This is a genomic window from Allobosea sp. 05T422_2 (assembly GCF_056396265.1).
In genome coordinates this window covers 1-17,098 of the sequence record NZ_JBFTLD010000132.1, presented here as the reverse complement: position 1 = coordinate 17,098, position 17,098 = coordinate 1, and the positions used below count along the sequence as shown (strand labels likewise).

16 protein-coding genes and 1 tRNA gene are annotated in these 17,098 nt (G+C 63.6%); 9 read left to right on the top strand and 8 right to left on the bottom strand.

The annotated features are described in order from the left end of the window. Positions 1 to 174: 174 nt before the first annotated feature. The 4 genes from AC1DJT_RS21345 (at position 175) to AC1DJT_RS21330 (ending at position 3,948) form a co-directional block, all read left to right on the top strand. On the top strand, positions 175 to 435 hold the full coding sequence (locus tag AC1DJT_RS21345) for a site-specific integrase (RefSeq protein ID WP_476767740.1): 261 nt from the start codon (positions 175 to 177) through the stop codon (positions 433 to 435). Between the two features lie 217 nt (positions 436 to 652). Further along, on the top strand, positions 653 to 907 hold the full coding sequence (locus AC1DJT_RS21340) for a hypothetical protein (protein WP_476767739.1): 255 nt from the start codon (positions 653 to 655) through the stop codon (positions 905 to 907). A 148-nt stretch (positions 908 to 1,055) separates the two neighbouring features. Beyond that, entirely contained in the window at positions 1,056 to 1,478 is a 423-nt protein-coding gene (locus AC1DJT_RS21335; protein WP_476834818.1) for a hypothetical protein, read from the top strand. Next, positions 1,471 to 3,948, top strand: a complete 2,478-nt coding sequence (locus AC1DJT_RS21330) for an AAA family ATPase (protein WP_476834817.1) — start codon at positions 1,471 to 1,473, stop codon at positions 3,946 to 3,948. The genes AC1DJT_RS21335 and AC1DJT_RS21330 overlap by 8 nt, the downstream gene beginning before the upstream one ends. Positions 3,949 to 4,781: 833 nt before the next feature. Here AC1DJT_RS21330 and AC1DJT_RS21325 read toward each other — a convergent pair. From AC1DJT_RS21325 to AC1DJT_RS21300, 6 genes are all read right to left on the bottom strand, one after another. Next, positions 4,782 to 7,100 carry a hypothetical protein gene (locus AC1DJT_RS21325; RefSeq protein WP_476834816.1) on the bottom strand — a complete coding sequence of 773 codons (2,319 nt, stop codon included), beginning with the start codon at positions 7,098 to 7,100 and terminating at the stop codon, positions 4,782 to 4,784. Then, complete coding sequence (locus AC1DJT_RS21320; RefSeq protein WP_476767735.1) at positions 7,090 to 8,229, bottom strand: hypothetical protein; 1,140 nt, start codon at positions 8,227 to 8,229, stop codon at positions 7,090 to 7,092. Before AC1DJT_RS21320 ends, AC1DJT_RS21325 begins: the two co-directional genes overlap by 11 nt. A 7-nt stretch (positions 8,230 to 8,236) precedes the next feature. Then, entirely contained in the window at positions 8,237 to 8,389 is a 153-nt protein-coding gene (locus AC1DJT_RS21315; protein ID WP_476767734.1) for a hypothetical protein, read from the bottom strand. A 215-nt stretch (positions 8,390 to 8,604) separates the two neighbouring features. Next, positions 8,605 to 8,865, bottom strand: coding sequence for a hypothetical protein (locus AC1DJT_RS21310; RefSeq protein ID WP_476834815.1), 261 nt, complete (start codon positions 8,863 to 8,865; stop codon positions 8,605 to 8,607). 658 nt (positions 8,866 to 9,523) lie between these two features. Further along, positions 9,524 to 9,599, bottom strand: a tRNA-Glu gene (locus tag AC1DJT_RS21305). 135 nt (positions 9,600 to 9,734) lie between these two features. Further along, positions 9,735 to 10,844, bottom strand: a complete 1,110-nt coding sequence (locus AC1DJT_RS21300) for an alkene reductase (RefSeq protein WP_441504456.1) — start codon at positions 10,842 to 10,844, stop codon at positions 9,735 to 9,737. Positions 10,845 to 11,134: 290 nt separating this feature from the next. Here AC1DJT_RS21300 and AC1DJT_RS21295 point away from each other — a divergent pair, with 290 nt between their 5' ends. From AC1DJT_RS21295 to AC1DJT_RS21275, 5 genes are all read left to right on the top strand, one after another. After that, entirely contained in the window at positions 11,135 to 11,848 is a 714-nt protein-coding gene (locus AC1DJT_RS21295; RefSeq protein ID WP_476834814.1) for a ComF family protein, read from the top strand. A gap of 44 nt (positions 11,849 to 11,892) precedes the next feature. Beyond that, positions 11,893 to 12,150, top strand: a complete 258-nt coding sequence (grxC, locus tag AC1DJT_RS21290) for a glutaredoxin 3 (RefSeq protein ID WP_113512981.1) — start codon at positions 11,893 to 11,895, stop codon at positions 12,148 to 12,150. Positions 12,151 to 12,251: 101 nt separating this feature from the next. Continuing rightward, positions 12,252 to 12,731 carry a DUF1178 family protein gene (locus AC1DJT_RS21285; RefSeq protein WP_441488067.1) on the top strand — a complete coding sequence of 160 codons (480 nt, stop codon included), beginning with the start codon at positions 12,252 to 12,254 and terminating at the stop codon, positions 12,729 to 12,731. 228 nt (positions 12,732 to 12,959) lie between these two features. Further along, positions 12,960 to 13,310 (top strand): MarR family winged helix-turn-helix transcriptional regulator, encoded by a 351-nt coding sequence (locus AC1DJT_RS21280; protein ID WP_476834813.1) that lies wholly within the window; start codon positions 12,960 to 12,962, stop codon positions 13,308 to 13,310. Positions 13,311 to 13,355: 45 nt separating this feature from the next. Then, entirely contained in the window at positions 13,356 to 14,675 is a 1,320-nt protein-coding gene (locus AC1DJT_RS21275; protein ID WP_441504453.1) for an MFS transporter, read from the top strand. A gap of 191 nt (positions 14,676 to 14,866) precedes the next feature. Here AC1DJT_RS21275 and AC1DJT_RS21270 read toward each other — a convergent pair whose 3' ends face one another. Together AC1DJT_RS21270 and AC1DJT_RS21265 are read right to left on the bottom strand one after the other, a co-directional pair. After that, complete coding sequence (locus tag AC1DJT_RS21270) at positions 14,867 to 15,538, bottom strand: RraA family protein (protein ID WP_476767731.1); 672 nt, start codon at positions 15,536 to 15,538, stop codon at positions 14,867 to 14,869. A 162-nt stretch (positions 15,539 to 15,700) separates the two neighbouring features. Continuing rightward, positions 15,701 to 16,945: an aminotransferase-like domain-containing protein gene (locus AC1DJT_RS21265; RefSeq protein WP_441504451.1), complete on the bottom strand. Its 1,245-nt coding sequence runs from the start codon at positions 16,943 to 16,945 to the stop codon at positions 15,701 to 15,703. Between the last annotated feature and the right edge of the window lie 153 nt (positions 16,946 to 17,098).

Below are 17,098 nucleotides of genomic sequence, written 5' to 3'. Positions count from 1 at the left end.
GAATATGTTCGTCAGGAATAAGCTGGCGGAGCGTGCCCGAAATGAACAGCTCCAGTTGGTCCCGTTCCTTGCGACCCAGCATGCCGGCCCCCAATCCCGATCAGGATCAAGAGAATCACGCGAAGGCAGGTTTTTMAACGACCCCGGCGTGCACCCTGGAGCGCCGCTGCCGAAATGCTGCGCGGTTGGAAAAAGGCACTGGCGCGGGCTGGCGTCGAATACGTCGAGCCCTATGCCCTGCGCCATAGCAGCATTGTGAGCGCGCTCACGAAGGGCTTGCCCGTGCGCCTTGTGGCGGCGGCGCACGACACATCCGTTTCCATGATCGAAAAGCATTATTCCGCCTACATCGTGGATGCGGCGGAAGACATGCTGCGCAATGCCATCACTCCATTGACCACGCCGGCAGCGGCCCGTTTGCGGGCTGTTGACTGACACGATCGTTGCCAACTACCTTGATGGCGTGGCGTCCGATGCACGCCACCCGGCGCCTACCCAGAAGCGCCGGGGCCTCTCAGGCAGAGAGGCAGCAGGCCCCGTAGTCGGACCTGCCCGGACCGAACAGCGCGGGCCAAGTCGCTGTCAGCAAAGAGACGGGACAGTGCGGGCGATGGGGTGCATCCCCTCCCCCGATCAAGGGCCGTGTGCTGACATGATCGCAGAAACGTGGCGCGAAACCGAATTCCTTTCCATCGCAGCGACCGCCGATATTCTCTGCCGCTCCCGCGCCAGCGTCTATGACCTGCTGCGCAAGGGGGTGCTGACTGCTGTTGTTGTGGGCGAGCGCCCGCTTGTGGCCACGGCAACGCTGGCCGCCCTGCTGGACGGGGCGAAGCCCTACACGCCCGGTTCCGCCCGCGGACCCTTGGGCCGCGCCCGCGCACGCGCTGCGCTCGAACTGGCCTAAAAAGAGAAGCCGCCGGCCCCTCGGGACGGGACCAGCGGCCGATAGGCATAGGCATCTGAACTGCCGAGCATATTAGCCCAGCCTGTCGCCCTCTGTCCAAACTCGCCCGAAGGCCAGCGGCTTTCCTCCAACCCCGGAGTGAAAGCCCATGCCTCATATCCCTGACCCACGGTACGAAGCCCTCGCCGACGCCTGCCGGCGGCGATATCCGCCCCCGGCAGGGCATGTCCTGCCAGTCCTGACCCGTGAGGGCGAGGGCCGCGCGGGAACACCCGGCCCGGCGCCATTCGACATCCTTACCCCGGATTTCCAAGCCCGCCTGGTGATCGTGGAATTCACGCCGTGGGATGTCGCCGCGCAATTGCACGCGCTGACGGCGCGGGGGCTCGTGCAGGCCGATCCCCGGCAGCTCGGGCCAACCCTGATGACCCTGATCGCAGTGGAGCTGATGCTTCGCGACTGGAAGGCGTATCGCCCTGACGACGACAGGGCGGTGATGTTCTGGGTGCATCTCGGCCAAGTATCGCCTGAATACACCTTCACCGCAGCGGAGGCATCGGCCCATGTCTGACGCCTTCAAGCAGAAGCTGGCGCGCGCGTGGGGCAAGCGCGCGCTGGTGGAGACCACCAACATGCTCGCGCACGCCCACGCCAAGGGCTACGGCGACGACCTGACACCCGTGGGGAGGCTMAAGCGCAACCCCGGCTTCAACCCGGCGGCCTACGACCCGGACGACGACAAGACGTGGCCCTTCGACCCTAAGAGCGGCAAGGGCGCGTTCCTGAGCGACAAGGCCAACCATCCGAACGACCCCAACGCAGTGCCGGGCGGCTGGCGGCGATACCGCCTGACGGCACAGGACATCGTCCGCTTCGACCGCGAGGGCGACGGCCTTGGCATCGTCTGCCGGGACGATCCTGCGGACGGCAAGGCCGTCGCATGGATCGATTGCGACATCACGGAATTCGGCGCCAGCTCCAACGCGCTGCACACTCTGCAAAGCTGGATGGCGGCGCCTGGCATGCAGTTCTTCGTCCGCCGCCGGGGCAGCTATTCATGGCTTGTGCCTGTGCGGATCACGGACGGCGTTCCAGCTTACGCAAAGTGGACGACGAAGCGAGGCGGATACTCGCTTGAACGTGGCGGCGCCGGGCATCAGTTCGTCGCGGGAGGGCCGCATGCCTGCGGCGCGTGGCGCTACTGGACACGCTACGACCAGACGACCGAGACCCCGCTTGCCGAGATGCCGGCATGCGATGAGCTACCCGAGCTGACCCTTGACCAGTTCTACAAGCTCTTCGAAGCCGTGGCCGCCGCCTGCGGCGCGGCCAAGGGCAAGGCCCAGGGCGGGAGTGGGGCTGCACCCTCCCCCTCTGGCAGCGGGTTCAAGTTGCTGCCGGCCGAAGACTTCGACCATCACGCCATCCCGAAGGGCAGGGAGGCCGTGTTCCTCGCCGTGCTGGCCGCACTGCCGAACGAGAAAATGCGTGATCCGTGGGTTGGCTGCATGAGCACGCTCATCGGCGCCATGCGCAAATGGCCGGAAGCCGAGGTGCGCGAAGCCGCGCTCGGCTGGTGCGACAAGTATGGTGGCGACCCGAAGAAGGACAAAAAACTGTTCGATGAGAAATGGGCCGAGCGGGGCCGGCTGCCGGGGGGCTGGCCGGAATTCCTCAATTGGGCGAGGACCGAAATAGACTACAGCCATCTGCGGGCGCTCGGCGTCACGGATGAGGACATGGCGCTGGCTGACGCCGAGCGCGGCGAAAGCCGGGCGGCGCTGGTCCAGTTCGAGGCGGCCTTGCAGTCCCTGAGGGAAGCGTGCACCGAGGCGGGGCAGGCCCCCGCAAAGGTACAGCGGCGTCGGATCATCGATCTGGCGGCCCCCATGAGGCTGCCGCAGGAGCCCCCGACGATCACAGACTGGCATGTGCGCGGGGTGATGGGCATGCTGTCGGCCGACCCCGGCAGGGGCAAGACCACACTCGCCATTTCGACGGCGCTGGCGATCGCGCATGAGCGGCCGGAGCTGATCGGCTCGACCATCATGGATTGGTCTGGCGCGGTCGTGCTCGTGCTGAACGAGACGAACCGGAACATAACGCATGGGATGCTCACGGCTGCGGAAAAACATTTCGGGCTCAAGCATGCCGACCGGAAGCACCCCATCATCGTGTGGCCAGAGCCATTGACACTGCTGGCCAAGGACGGCCGGGGCGCACCGGCCCCTACCCCCGCGGCAACAGCATTCGTGGCGGATCTGGCAGAGTTGCGGGGCGATTACCCGATAGCGCTCGTCATCATCGACACGCTGGCGTCTGCGATGAGCGGCCTGGACGAGAATTCGGCGTCCGACATGCAAGCAGCGGCGCGCGTGCTGAGCGAGATCGCGCAGGCCGGATATTGCGCCGTGCAGATCGTGCATCACACGCGCAAGGCGGCCGCAGGCAAGCAGGCCACGGCATCGGACGCACGCGGCAGTAACGCGTTGCTCGGAGCCGCCCGCTGCGTCACGGCGCTGTCGTCGGCTCCGTCGGAGGACCTGCGGCGCTTCAAGGAGGACACAATCCTGCGGCTGAGCTGCGAAAAGCAGAACGACGCCCGGCAAGCCGCCCCGGTCTTTTTGGCGCGCTCGTCGGTATCCGTGGATGTGGAAGACCCGCGCCAACCCGGCAAGCCGAAGCAGCGTGAATATGCGGTCCTGTTCCCCGCATCGCCGGTTTCAGCCTTCGGGACGCGCCATGATGTCTATACGGCCTATGCCGCGCTGGAAGCGGCGCAGGTCGCAGGTATTGAGCTGCGCGAGGCCAAGCAGGCGAAGCGCGACGGCTGGGCACGGCCGCAAACCGTCATCGTCKAATATCTCGGGGTGAAGCCGCAGCAGGCCGAGGCACTGTTCACTACGCTGCTGGACCTCGATTGGGTCAGGCTCGTGGTCGCGCGCGCGCCGCGACTGAACGAGCGCGGCCAGAATAAAGGTATGCGCAGCCATGGGGTCTATGAGCTGACCCGGCCGGCGGCTGTCGGGGATGTGGTCTAGGGCGGGTCGCAGCGCGCAGCTGTATTGGTGCACCCCTCCTCTCCCAAAAACCGGCCATCTCCAAAAAACTTTCCCGCTGACGAATGTTTTTGGGGATGCTGCAAATTTCCAAATTAATGCCGCCCCAAATCCCAGAAAAAACACCCCCCTATAGGGGGGTGGATTTTTTGGGGATAGATTTTGGGTCGATGGCGCAGGCCCCGCGACGCCATTCCCCCAAATCCCCAGAAGGTTTTGGAAAGCCCACGCGCGCGACCATCCGCGGCAGAGCAGGAAGCGGAGATGCACCGATGCGCGCGGCAGCAGCGCCTTACGCGGGGCCGTCCGCTGCATCACGGCGCTTACCCTGTCTTCGTCAGAGGATCAGCGGCGCTTTACCGAAGACACCATCCTGAAGCTGAGTTGCGAGACCCATCACCACCCTCACCGCCATCACCACGATGCGCGCGCACGCGCACGCGCCTAGCAGAGCCGTCTCAGAAGCATGGACAAGCAGCCGGCTCCCTATTCCGGCGACCGGCGGAACGCAGTTCTTCTTTCGAAGGGCGGAACGCGGCGGTAGATGCGTGCCCTGCCATCGCCAAGGCAGGCTAGGTCCGCTGGCCGACCCAAGTGTCATTCCTCAGCGCTTAGGCCCCTGCGCCGCATAATCACTAGACGGCCCCACCGCGCGAATTTTAGAAGGCTTCAACCCCTTACATACGTTGTCTTCGCACATCTCCGAGCGTTTCGAGCCTGCGCAAAAATGCTCCCACGCAAACGGTCAACGAGGCGGAAAGCAAAAATTGAAAGTAGGCAATTAAATTAAATCATCACGAGATCGAGATGATCGATCATTGTTGCTGAGTTTCGTCATCGATACTGTCAGATATCGTCAGCTGAAAAATGGAACTATCATCCCATTCAAGTAATTGACGAACCTTCACATTCAAAGTGCCCTTCATTCCCTCGCCAAGGTCAAACGTCAGTTCGGCATGACGGCTGGCCACGCCGGTTTGAGCATACMGAACAGCGCGAAGCGCGGTGGCAGAGAAGAGCCAAGCTTCGCCCGGCGTAAAATCAGCAACAAAAACGTCTATCCCTTCGATCGTAGCGATATAGCCGTGCCCTCCAACGGACGCGCGCTGCTCAATGGATAGCTCGGGACGCTCTATGCGCGGATTGTACAGTAGGCGCCTTAACAACCGTCCTTCGGCATTCCGGGAGACGACTAAAGCAGGGGCAGCGCCGACTGCAGCAGCGAGCGGTTCAATCTCGCGCCAGAAGGCCCGCTCGTCGATTTTGACGCCCAATGCAGTCGGGGTTCGAGGTCGTTGGCAAAACGCCCTCCAAGCGTAATTACCGGCCATCTGACGGCAGCTTGATACAATCATTTCGACAAATGCCGAGCCCGGGGGCTCCATCGGCGGCTCGGTGAGCTGGGCTTTCCCGATCCCGGATATTGCCATTGTACGCCACTCTGCGCCCTCGCCGACGTCGGCAGGGCCGACTTCAACGCCGCGAAAAAACGGCGCCTCCGGTTGTGCGGTCAGCAGCGCCCTCTCGACTGCAGCACGAATTTGTTCGAGCTTTGACGCGTCGACAGGTCGGGCGGCTAAGCGCTGCTTGCGCTCTAACTCAATGGCGGAAATGGCCTCGGCCACGATCTTTCCAAGCCGCGATCTCGACTGCTCTGCATTGCAGTCTGGCGTTAGCAGCGAAACGCTTCGGGCGAGCTGGGGCAGCGGTTGCTCCAATGTCGTACGGAGCTGGTCGAGTTCGTGTTGAATGTTTCGAAGCGCCCCGTCGCGACCTGGAAGCACCTCTTCTTCGCGTGCTAACGCGGAAATCCGGTCAACCAGTCCATCATCACCGTTGTCCGGAACATGCGCCAGCAAAATCGAAAGCTTGGCCAATGTGAGATCGCCATGGCCGTGCAGTGTAGAGGGCGTGAAGACCCGTCCCGGGACCACGCGCCTTTCGGTCATATTGTCGAGCGTTGCAACGAGGCCGTCGAGGTCGTTCGCGTAGGAGCCATCGAGATGTGGCTCACCCGYCATCTCGAAACGCAGAAAATCGAGGAATAGCGATCGGAAGCCGACCCACTCTCGAACGTTGGGCCGATGCTCAGCATCGATCAATTCTCGGTGGAGCAGCGCCCGCGCAGTTCGCCCGCCAATCTCTGAGGCCTGCTTCTGCTTAATTGTCCAAAATAGCAACAGAGCTGCCGTCAACAGGACTGTATCGTTGTGTGCACCATGAATGACGTTCGAAAAGATTTCATCTGGCCTCAACGCTGGTAAATAATCATGTCCGAGCGGCGCAGCCTTTGCGCTGGCCTCTGCCCAAGTGAGGCTAAGGATGTCTGGAAAAAGCAGTCGGCGATGCCGAAGCTCGCTCCGAATGTTCAGGCGGTGATCCATCCCATCCGGCCATCGAACTAGCGCTTCACGGAACAGCGTGGCTCCGGGCTCGTCCTCGTTCCACACAGCGGTAGCGAGACAATACGCGGTGTTAGTCAGATGCTGCCAAAGGAACGGCCAGCTTGCCCTGAAGGCGTCCCAGCGCTCCGCGTCACTTTGGTCGCCTTCATCGCGCCATCCGTACATGGATGCGGGGTAGTGAAGAAGACTTTCCCAGGCACCGACGATTTCGGGTAGCACATTGATGTAGGACTTGGCATCCGAGCCTGCGAGTGCGAGCCGCGGCTCGGCGGTTTGCCCCTCTCGGGTTTCCACCGTCGTACGCTTCGTGACCCAAGCTTCGAGCCTTCCGACGAGTAGCGGGCCAAGGTCTAGAATTGCGCGCACGACGTTGGGCGATAGTTCGGGATCGCCAGACCGAGGAAGCAGGCGACTGGGTGCGTAAGCCAAAGCGCGGATGAAATGGCCATCGTCCACGAGCCGATCAGCGGCACGCTCGAACAAACGTCGATACTGCCTGATCCATTCCTTGTGCGGGGCATGCCAAGCATTTCCGGCAACTTCCCCGAAGTTGAATGCGGCTCCGTCGGGTGTTCRCGAAGCTCCGAGGCCAAGAAGGAAGCGGTGATAGCTCGTCATCTCGCGATAGGCGCTATCAAACGCGACTGGCGCGAGACGCTCAATCTGCGCCGCAGTCTTGTCGCCAAGCTCTTCCAGTATCTCGTCCGGCCTCGGGAGCTTATTCCGCATCACGGCTGCTCCTGAAGCGGAAGGCGTGCCGCAACACAAATCTCTCGATGGCGGTCAGTGGCACGCCCCCCCGCCGTTGGCACCACCCGACCCTGCCCGTGATGGGCTGGTCGATTTGGAGTGTGAACCAAATCCGCGGCTCCCGATGGCCGGCTCCTCGCGAGCGCAAGTTGGGCTGCGTAGAGGCTGCGGCTATGCAACGTGCCGACCACCTCGCCAGCGCCCAGCGCACCCAAGTCATTCGGACATCGTATAGTGCTGCCGGCCGCTTGAAAATTGTCTCGACCTCAATATTGCGCGGATGACCGTAATCGAAGCCGAAAGTCACGCTTGGATCATCGTGATCCTCATCCTCTCCGTCTGCCCTGCCTAAGAGCTCCTTTGATGCCACCCCGTAAATCTGCTCGCGCAGGCGCTGGGTGAGATCGAGTGGTAAGATAATATTGGCAGTATAGCGCTCGCGAATATCCTCGCGCTCCGATTGTTGGACAAAACGGAAAGTTGTCGCAATGAAATATGCGACCGCACTAAGATTTACGAGCAACCAAGCTGTGTGCAAACTGATCAGAACTAGTTTGAAAAACTGAAGATCGGTACCAAATCCTATTCGATGCAGAAAGAACTGCATTGGCCAAAGCAACTGTGCACATAGAACCGCGGCAAGGGAAACGCAACTCGCAACAAGTTCGAATGAAAAAGATTCGTGATAGTATACTTGGACGTCAGTTGCAGATCCTTCTCGCTGCGCTATCAATGTCACGAGAGCAAGAGAAAGTGAAACAACACCAAGCAATCCGATCTGTGCGCCGAGGAGATAGCTGGAGACATTCAACATCAGCACTTTAATGTCGGTCGCCGGTGGTGGACCCGAGGCGGTCCAAGTCGGCAACCAGTGAGGCACAAGCCAAGCGCTGATTGCTTCAGCCAACACAAATATGACGTTCACAATGACATAGAGACCGGCGAAACGAATGAACGTTCCGGCACCAAAAAAGCGGCGAAACGTGCGGTGAGCAAAGCTGTAGCGCACGCGTCGTGCGACTGGGTTTTCGTGAAGCTGCTCGCGCACCTCCCGCCGAACCCAACGGTTCACACTTCCTGACCATCCGCCGCGCCGCCAGTCGATCATGTCGAAATCAGGCCAGACGATCGATATTGTAAACGCTGGCGCTGTTGAGCGAACCCGCCGCGGTGCGCGTCATGGCAAGCCCCTGTAGAGCGAACGCACGACTAGCCAGTTTGCTCAGCGGCCTTTGGAACAGCGCGAGCCGGCCAATATGCCGCAGCATTGTCCTAGCATCTGACGGCAACATTTTCGAATTCCCCCAACGGGAAAGACTTAACCGGTGGCGCCTCAACTTGCTAGCGCCGCACGTTCAATCGATCCGCAAGCGGCTTATCCTTGGTGCAGGGCATCTTGCTGATCGCGTGGACATTCCAACGTGGAGCCATCTGCTACAAAAACTCGGTTGCGGGCGCCGCGCAGGAATTGGGGGTTACCCGGTCAGAGAGCCGCAAGCTTCGTGTCCTCATTTCGAAATTCGACTGAATGCCAGCCGAGAACTGTCACCAGCAGCTCTTTGAGGCGTTGGCGCTCGGACCGGTMGACCTCTAATGCAGCGATAAATTGCTGCACCAGCATCACGCGCTCGATGTCGCGGCACGTCTCGCCCCAGGCCAGCGCCAGCCGCGCAGACGCTATGAGACAATCAACCGGACGATAGGGGCGTACCGCCACGGCCGCCGCATGGACTGCGCGGGCCATTGCCATTGCGCCCCTCTGTGATACCTCCCGTATCAGCCGCTCAGCCTCTGCCACACAGGCACGCTCGTGGCCCGCGCTGTAGGCTCTCGGCCGGTTACGATCCGTCCTGGCCAAGCGTTGCACGAGCCATTCCAGCCGGCCGGCTCTGACCTTGCCCCGGCGCCGATGCGTGCAGATGGCATGCAGTTCCTCGCGATAGCGCCTGACGGCGGCAGCCCCTCCGCCATGCATGCGGCAGCAGCTATGGCCGCGCACCCGGATGGCCTTGCAGCGCTGGCCCGTCACGCGCGCCACCGCGACGCAGCGCAGTTCCGGGGGCCTGTCCACGAACGGGCTTTCCCGGAGCAGGCCGTGGCCGTGCGATGGGCGGAACATATGACCTTATAACACCGCAGCGGGGACGGGGTGCACCCCCGCGCCCCTGCCCCGGCGCGACGCGACCGCACCTTGCCCAAAAATCGGCAAAATGGCGCGTTTGGTCCGGGCGCCTGCGCCCGCGCACTAGCCGGCAATCGACCGTAGGCAGGGGGCTGGCGCAAGCGCCGGGGATGCGGCCGGATACGTCCCGGCATGCGCTCAGTGTGGGAAGAAAGTGTGGGAAATTTCGGCTTCCGCGCCTAACCGAATGAGAAAGCTCAGCGCTTTCAGACGATTAGAGTGGCGCTCCCTAGGGGACTCGAACCCCTGTTTTCGCCGTGAGAGGGCGACGTCCTAGACCGCTAGACGAAGGGAGCAGCGCGGCACGGGCGGTGTTTAGTCGGGCTTCCGCGCCGCTGCAACTGTTTTCGTGCATAAGCCTTGGGATAAATCGAATGAAGGCGGACGGTGCGCTCGCCCGCCCTCATGGTTCCATGCGTCGCGGCGGCCGATCAGGCGGCCTTTTCCGCCAGTGAAGGGTAGTCCGTATAGCCCGTGGCATCGCCGCCATAGAAGGTCGCGACATCCGGCGCGTTCAGCGGTGCATCCTGCTGCAGCCGCTCGACCAGATCGGGATTGGCGATGAACAGCCGGCCAAAGGCGATGAGATCGGCCCGGTCCTCGGCCAGCGTCTCGATCGCAAGTTCGCGGGTGAAGCCGTTATTGGCGATATAGGCGCCCTTGAAGGCCTTGCGCAGCGCCAGATAATCGAACGGCAGATAGTCGCGGGCCTCGCGCGTCGCGCCTTCGACGACATGGATGAAGGCGATACCGGTTTCGTTGAGCCGCTCGACCAGATAGCCGAACAGCGCCTGCGGATCGCTGTCGCGCGCATCATTGGCCGGGCTCACCGGCGAGATGCGGATGCCGATGCGGCCTCTCGGAAATACCGTTGCGACGGCCTCGATCACCTCGAGAACGAGCCGCACGCGATTTTCCAACGAACCACCATAGGCGTCGCTGCGCCTGTTGGATCCGTCGCGCAGGAACTGGTCGAGCAGATAGCCATGCGCACCATGAAGCTCGATGCCGTCGAAGCCGGCCGCCCTGGCGTTCTCCGCCGCCCGAACATAATCGGCGATGATGCCTGGGATTTCGTCGGCAGCGAGCTCGCGCGGCTCGGAGACCGCTGTAAAGCCGCTTTCGATATAGGTCTTGGTATTGGCCGGGATGGCGGAGGGCGCGACCGGCGCCTGCTGGCCGGGCTGCAGCGAGACATGGCTGACGCGCCCCACATGCCAGAGCTGCGTGATGATCTTGCCACCGGCCGCATGGACCGCGTCGGTCACCTGCCTCCAGCCGGCGATCTGCTGGTCGTTATAGATGCCAGGCGTCCAGACATAGCCCTGGCCCTGCTGCGAGATCTGCGTGCCTTCGGTGACGATAAGCCCGGCGCTGGCGCGCTGGCGGTAGTACTCGACATTCAAGGCATTCGGGGCATCGCTGCCCCGCGTCGCGCGGTTGCGCGTCAGCGGCGCCATGACGATGCGGTTCCTGAGTTCGATCTCGCCGAGACTGAACGGAGTGAACAGGGAGGCAGCGTGATCACCGGACTGGCTCATTGGATGGTTCCTCTTGGCTCGCGGCCCTTGCCATGAAGCGCTTGAAAACCGCATGGCAAGACAAGTCACCTCGCCTTGCCATGCGTTGGACGCAAGAGGAGATAAGACTTGCATGCGGAATTGGCAGGGCCGCAAATGCTGGCATGGGATGAAAGCAATGCAGCCACTCATTCCGGGCCGGGATCGACACAGGTATGGTCGCGCGGGGAACCGACGATAGAAAATCCTTCTCCCTGGCCGGCACCGGCTCTCGCTGGCTGAACGTTGTCGGGACCGCCTCCCGGCTTGGGATGCGCAGTGCGATAAGCCTCGTCTATCCACCGTCCTGCGTTGCCTGCAAGGGAGCGACCGCCGAGGCTCAGGGCCTTTGCCCGGCATGCTGGAGCGGAATTGGCTTCATCGAGCGCCCGTATTGCGAGTGCCTCGGCACGCCCTTCGCCATCGATCTCGGCGATGGCATCGTCTCGCCTGCGGCGATCGCCGAGCCGCCGGCCTTTGCCCGCGCCCGTGCCGTCTGCCGTTTCGACGGGACGGCGCGCGAGCTGGTTCATCGCCTGCAATATGGCGACCGCCTCGAGCTCGCGATCACGCTCGGCCGGATGATGACGCAGGCTGGCCGCGAAATCCTCGTCGAGGCCGATTGTGTCGTTCCAGTGCCGCTGCATCGCACACGCCTCTGGCGCCGCCGCTTCAACCAGGCTGCGGCACTTGCAAGGGTCGTCGCGCGCCAGAGCGGCGTCGCCCTCGCTCCAGAGGCGCTGACGCGCGTCAAGCGGACGAAACAGCAGATCGGCCTGACGCGTCCCCAACGTATCGAGAACCTGCAGGGCGCCTTCAAGGTCCTGCCGGCGATGAGAGCCACGATCGCGGGCCGCCGCATCCTGCTTATCGACGATGTCCTCACCACCGGCTCGACCGTCAATGCGGCCGCACGGGCCCTGCTGCGTGCCGGCGCCAGCCATGTCGATGTCCTCACCTTCGCGCGGGTGGTGACGGATGCCTGATGGCACACTACATGATGTGTCAGAACAGTATCGCCGGAACCGTCATGCCGCAGATCACGCTCTACACCACCAGCTGGTGCCCCTATTGCACCGCCGCCAAGTCGCTCCTGAAGAAGAAGGGCGCGGCCTTTGAAGAGATCGATGTCGACGGCAAGCCGGAGCTGCGCCGCGCCATGAGCGAGAGGGCCGGCGGCCGCAGCTCCGTCCCGCAGATCTTCATCGGCAACCGTCATGTCGGCGGCTCCGACGACCTGCATGCGCTCGATGCCCGCGGCGAACTCGACACGCTGCTCGCGGCATGAGGCCGCATCATGAGGAATGACAGAATTGCCGGGCGTCCGCGCCAGGTGGCGCGGCGACGGTCCGGGTGTATCACGGCGACCAGCCGCCTCATGAGTCAACGATGATCCGCTATTCCCTTCTTTGCGACAGCGCCCATGAGTTCGAAAGCTGGTTCGCGAGCTCCACCAGCTTCGAGGAGCAGTCGCGCCGCGGCCTCGTCTCCTGCCCGGTCTGCAACAGCAGCAAGGTCGAGCGCGCCATCATGTCGCCGAGCGTGACGCGGACAGATCGCGGACCGCGCGCCGAGGCGCCTGGTTCGGAGGCTCTCCCTGCCCCGGCAACGCCTGCACCAGCCCCCGTCGCTCTGATGGGCGAGAAGGAAATCGCCTTCCGCGAAATGCTGACGGCTCTGCATAAGCACGTCACCGAGACCGCCGAACATGTCGGTCCCCGCTTTGCCGAGGAAGCTCTCAAGATCCATCACGGCGAAGCCGATGACCGCGCCATCTATGGCGAAGCGACGCCAGACGATGCCCGCCTGCTGCATGAGGAAGGCGTCGAGTTCATGCCGCTGCCGCGGCTGCCGGGCGGTCGAAACTAGTTTTTCCTACCAGTCACCCGGCACGCCCAGGCTATCMACGCGCTTGTCGCCCATTAGTCCAAGACGGGATGCTCCCCCTGTGATGTKAGCATCCCGGAGGGCACCTGAAGGAAGCACCGCAGCGCGTGCCCATTCCAGCACCCMTTGCAAATTCATGATTACGGGCATATACCCGCACCCATGTCCAGCCCTTGCATCTGCACGACCTTGCGTTCGGCCTCTCGCCGCATGGCTGCCTTCTACGACKAGGCCATGGCGCCGGTCGGGGTCAATATCGCGCAGTTCAGCCTGATGCGGACGATCGCGCGCTCCGCCCCCGTCACCTTGACCGAACTCGGGCGGTTGACCGAACTCGACCGCTCGACGATCGGCCGCAATGTCCGCGTGCTCGAGAAAATGAAACTCGTGGCGCTCGGCCGCGGCAAGGACMAGCGCGAGGCCACGGTCTCGCTCTCCGATGCGGGCCGAAAGGTCCTCGAAGACGGCGCTCCGCTCTGGCATGCAGCGCAGAAGGCGCTGGATGACCGGCTCGGCGCCGAGGCCATGCGGAACCTTCGCGCGGCACTCGATTCACTTTGATCTCTCGCACAAATGCGGGCATATACCCGCAACTAGGAGACTCGCATGCCCACTGACGCTCTCGCTCCCGCGGCCCCGACCGGGCTTGCAGCGCTCTTCGCCCGGCGCGGCGTGCATTATGGCTGGGTCGTTGCCGCCGTGACCTTCCTCACCATGCTGGTGACGGCCGGCGCGGTCGGCGCGCCGGGCGTGCTGATCGGACCTCTTCAGAAGGAATTCGGCTGGGCAACCTCGGAGATTTCCTCCGCTCTGGCGATCCGCCTCGCCCTGTTCGGCCTGATGGGCCCGTTCGCCGCCGCGTTCATGAACCGCTTCGGCCTGCGGCCCGTCGTCGGCGTCGCCCTGACCTTCATCGCCGCCAGCGTGCTCGGCTCCTTCGTGATGACGCAGCTTTGGCACCTGATGCTGCTCTGGGGCATCGTCCTCGGTCTCGGCACCGGCATGACAGCGATGGTGCTCGGCGCCACCGTCGCGACGCGCTGGTTTGCGCAACGGCGCGGCCTGGTGGTCGGACTTTTGACGGCAAGCACCGCTACGGGGCAACTCGTCTTCCTGCCCTTGCTCGCGGAACTGACCGAGCGCGTCGGCTGGCGCTCCGCCATGGTCTTCGTGCTGGCCATGATCGTGATCGCGGCCGTGGCCGTGCTCCTGTTGATGCGCGACCGGCCCGCCGATGTTGGTCTCGCCCCCTATGGCGAGACCAGGATCGAGCCAGCGCCTGTGGCTCCGATCAGCCTGCTGACCATGCTGGCCTCTCCGCTCGTTGCGCTCCGCGAAGCGGTGCGCACCCAGACCTTCTGGGTGCTGTTCGGAACCTTCTTCATCTGTGGCGCGAGCACCAACGGCCTGGTGCAAACCCATTTCATCGCGCTCTGCGGGGATTATGGCATGGCGGCGGTCACGGCGGCCGGCGTGCTCGCAGTGATCGGCATCTTCGATTTCGCCGGCACGGTGGGCTCAGGCTGGCTCTCGGATCGCTATGACAGCCGCTGGCTGCTGTTCTGGTATTACGGGCTGCGCGGCCTCTCGCTGCTCTACCTCCCCTTCAGCGACTTCTCGTTCTACGGCCTGTCGCTGTTTGCCGTGTTCTACGGCCTGGATTGGGTCGCGACCGTACCGCCGACCGTGAAGATCGCGGCGGACCGTTTCGGCGACAAGACCAACCTGGTCTTCGGCTGGATCTTCGCCGGGCACCAGCTCGGCGCAGCCTTCGCCGCCTATGGCGCCGGCTTCAGCCGGACTGTCTACGAGAGCTATCTCCCGGCCTTCTTCATCGCCGGAGCCTTGTGCCTGTTCGCGGCTGCCTTTGCGATCACGCTCCGCGGGACCAATGCCCCGCTGGCGAGCGCCAGGGCTACTGCCTGAGAGATCAGGGCCAGCAGCAGTGCGATCCTCACAATTGCCTGCTGGGAAAGGCCGGCTGCGGCCCGGCGCGGGTTGGCACCGCGGCGTGGAGCTTAGATCATCGGATCGGATATCGTATCCGGCCCGATGATCTCGGCTTCTGTGCGCGCTTCGGCGTTCCCGAAAACCGCGGCCCACATTTCGGGCAGGCTTCAGAGTGGCTCGATCGCGGGGACCTTGAAGACCTCGACCGTCGACTTGCCGCCCGCCAGGACCCTCTCCCATTCCACCTCGGCGCGGACGCGTGCAAGGCAGGGCTCCAGCTTCGCCTCGGCCAGCGCATGCGGCACGAAAACGAGCCCGTCATCATCGCCGATGACGAGATCGTTCGGCTGCACCGCGACACCGCCGAACACGATCGGGCCGTTGACGATGCCCCGTTCCATCGAGGAGGGGCCGCGTGGCATCACCCAGCGCGAGAACATGATGAGGTCGGGCCATTGCGAGACCGGCCCGACATCCCGCACCGCCCCGTCGACGACGACGCCGGCAATGCCCTTGAGGCGCGCGGCGCCCCCGAGCAGATCGCCGATCATCGCCGCATCACGCCGCCCGCCTGCCGCGACCACGACGACATCGCCGGGGCCGGCCATCGCGATCGCATGATGCACCGGCCCGTAATCGGCGGGTTCGCACCAGGCCGTCACGGCCGAGCCAGTCAGCCGCGTGCCCGGCGCAAAAGGCCGGATCGGCCGGATGCGCGGATCGGCATGGCCGACACCGCCGAGCTGGTCGGCAATGACCGAGCTCGGGACCGCGCGCCAGGCGTCGATCAGGCCATCGGGAAGGCGGGAATTGCGCGGATTGTCGAGGCGGGTCGGCATGGTGATGGCCTTTTTTGGTAGCGGTTCAGAAACTCGGTTCACGCCCCGCCCTCCCGGGCGACCGGAGGAAGGTTTGGTGCTGGACCAGGCAGGAGGGGTTGAAGGCAGAGAACCCGGATCGTCGCTTTGCTCCGTCCGGGCGGGCATTCAATGAGCGCGAGCTCAGGCCGCCCGTCCCGAACGCCTGCCAAGATAGCGCTGAACAGCCCGCTCCAGCCGGCGCACGCCCTCGGCAAGAACCTCTGGCGAGGAGCGCGTGAAGTTGACACGCATCGCGCTGTTGAGCGCCCCATCGGGATCGAACACGCTGCTCGGCACGAAGGCGACCTTTTCCTCGAGCGCGCAACTGTAGAGTTCGTTGGTGTCGATCTCGTTGGACTTCGCCCGCATCCAAACGAACATGCCGCCGGGCGGGATATCCCACTCGAACCATTCGCCGAGATGGCGCGAAGCGGCGGCACAAAGAGCATCGCGCCGCTCGCGATAGGCTGCGACGATGCGCGGAATATGGGTGGCCTCAAAGCCGCTTTCGAGCAGTTCGAGCGCAACCGCCTGGGTGAACATGCTGCTGCTGATGTCGGTCGACTGCTTGGCGAGCGCCAATGTCGCGATCATCCCGGCTTCGGCCACGATCCAGCCGACGCGCAGGCCGGGCACGAGGCTTTTGGACAGCGTTCCCAGATAGATCACCGGGCCATCATAGGCCCCATCCGGATAGCGCGCGGCATGGGCGGCGAGAATGCTGGGCCCGGCCTCGCCATCGAGCTGCAGCGGCAGATAGGGATCGTCCTCGACCAGCCAGGTGCCGGCCTCGAGAACCTTGTCGAGCAAGGCCGCACGCTCGGCCTGGCTGACGAGCACCCCAGTCGGGTTGGAATAGTTCGGCACGGTATAGACGAACTTGGCCTGGCGCAGTGCCAGGTCGAAGCCGGGCCGTTGCAGGCTCCAGTCCAGCCCCTCATAGCGCGGGTGGCGCGGTCGCCAGGCATCGAGCGCGCCGAGATAGGTCGGGAATTGATTGACGATCAGGTCGCCCGGATCGATCAGCGCCTTGCCGATCAGGTCGAGCCCCTGCATCGCCCCTGTCGTCAGCAGCACATTCTCCGGTCCGAACCGCCTTCCCGTGCTGGCCGTGACGCGCTCGGCGATGGCCTGGCGCAACGCCGGCAACCCCTCGACCGAGCCGTATTCGAGCGCGACGGCGCCCCAGCGTTTCAGCGCCCGCTCGCTTGCGGCAGCGATCGCATCCACGGGGTAGAGCTCGGCCGCTGGCAGTCCGCCGGCAAGGCTGATGATATCGGCCCGCCCGCCGATCGCCATGAACTGCTGGGTGATGCTATTGCCGGATTTGAACCACTGCGAGAGCGCAGGACGTGCTGCCGGCAGCTGGGCATTCGATATCGCCATGACGCTTGAACCACCTTCGTTTCAGCCGGGCACGATGTCCTTTGAGCGACTATAACAGTCGCGAAGTGAGAGAATCCGTGCGATGTTCCGGCCTGCTGCGTTTCCTTTGCGGATAATCGCCATTAACCCGCAATTCCGGAGTGAAAATCAATC

What these genes read in the sequence shown, in the direction of transcription:
- AC1DJT_RS21300 (WP_441504456.1), bottom strand. Translation starts at nt 10,844, where the DNA reads ATGAGCCAGTCCGGTGATCACGCTGCCTCCCTGTTCACTCCGTTCAGT.
- grxC (WP_113512981.1), top strand. Translation starts at nt 11,893, where the DNA reads ATGCCGCAGATCACGCTCTACACCACCAGCTGGTGCCCCTATTGCACC.
- AC1DJT_RS21320 (WP_476767735.1), bottom strand. Translation starts at nt 8,229, where the DNA reads ATGATCGACTGGCGGCGCGGCGGATGGTCAGGAAGTGTGAACCGTTGG.
- AC1DJT_RS21270 (WP_476767731.1), bottom strand. Translation starts at nt 15,538, where the DNA reads ATGCCGACCCGCCTCGACAATCCGCGCAATTCCCGCCTTCCCGATGGC.
- AC1DJT_RS21345 (WP_476767740.1), top strand. Translation starts at nt 175, where the DNA reads ATGCTGCGCGGTTGGAAAAAGGCACTGGCGCGGGCTGGCGTCGAATAC.
- AC1DJT_RS21315 (WP_476767734.1), bottom strand. Translation starts at nt 8,389, where the DNA reads ATGCTGCGGCATATTGGCCGGCTCGCGCTGTTCCAAAGGCCGCTGAGC.
- AC1DJT_RS21335 (WP_476834818.1), top strand. Translation starts at nt 1,056, where the DNA reads ATGCCTCATATCCCTGACCCACGGTACGAAGCCCTCGCCGACGCCTGC.
- AC1DJT_RS21285 (WP_441488067.1), top strand. Translation starts at nt 12,252, where the DNA reads ATGATCCGCTATTCCCTTCTTTGCGACAGCGCCCATGAGTTCGAAAGC.
- AC1DJT_RS21340 (WP_476767739.1), top strand. Translation starts at nt 653, where the DNA reads ATGATCGCAGAAACGTGGCGCGAAACCGAATTCCTTTCCATCGCAGCG.
- AC1DJT_RS21265 (WP_441504451.1), bottom strand. Translation starts at nt 16,945, where the DNA reads ATGGCGATATCGAATGCCCAGCTGCCGGCAGCACGTCCTGCGCTCTCG.
- AC1DJT_RS21275 (WP_441504453.1), top strand. Translation starts at nt 13,356, where the DNA reads ATGCCCACTGACGCTCTCGCTCCCGCGGCCCCGACCGGGCTTGCAGCG.
- AC1DJT_RS21295 (WP_476834814.1), top strand. Translation starts at nt 11,135, where the DNA reads ATGCGCAGTGCGATAAGCCTCGTCTATCCACCGTCCTGCGTTGCCTGC.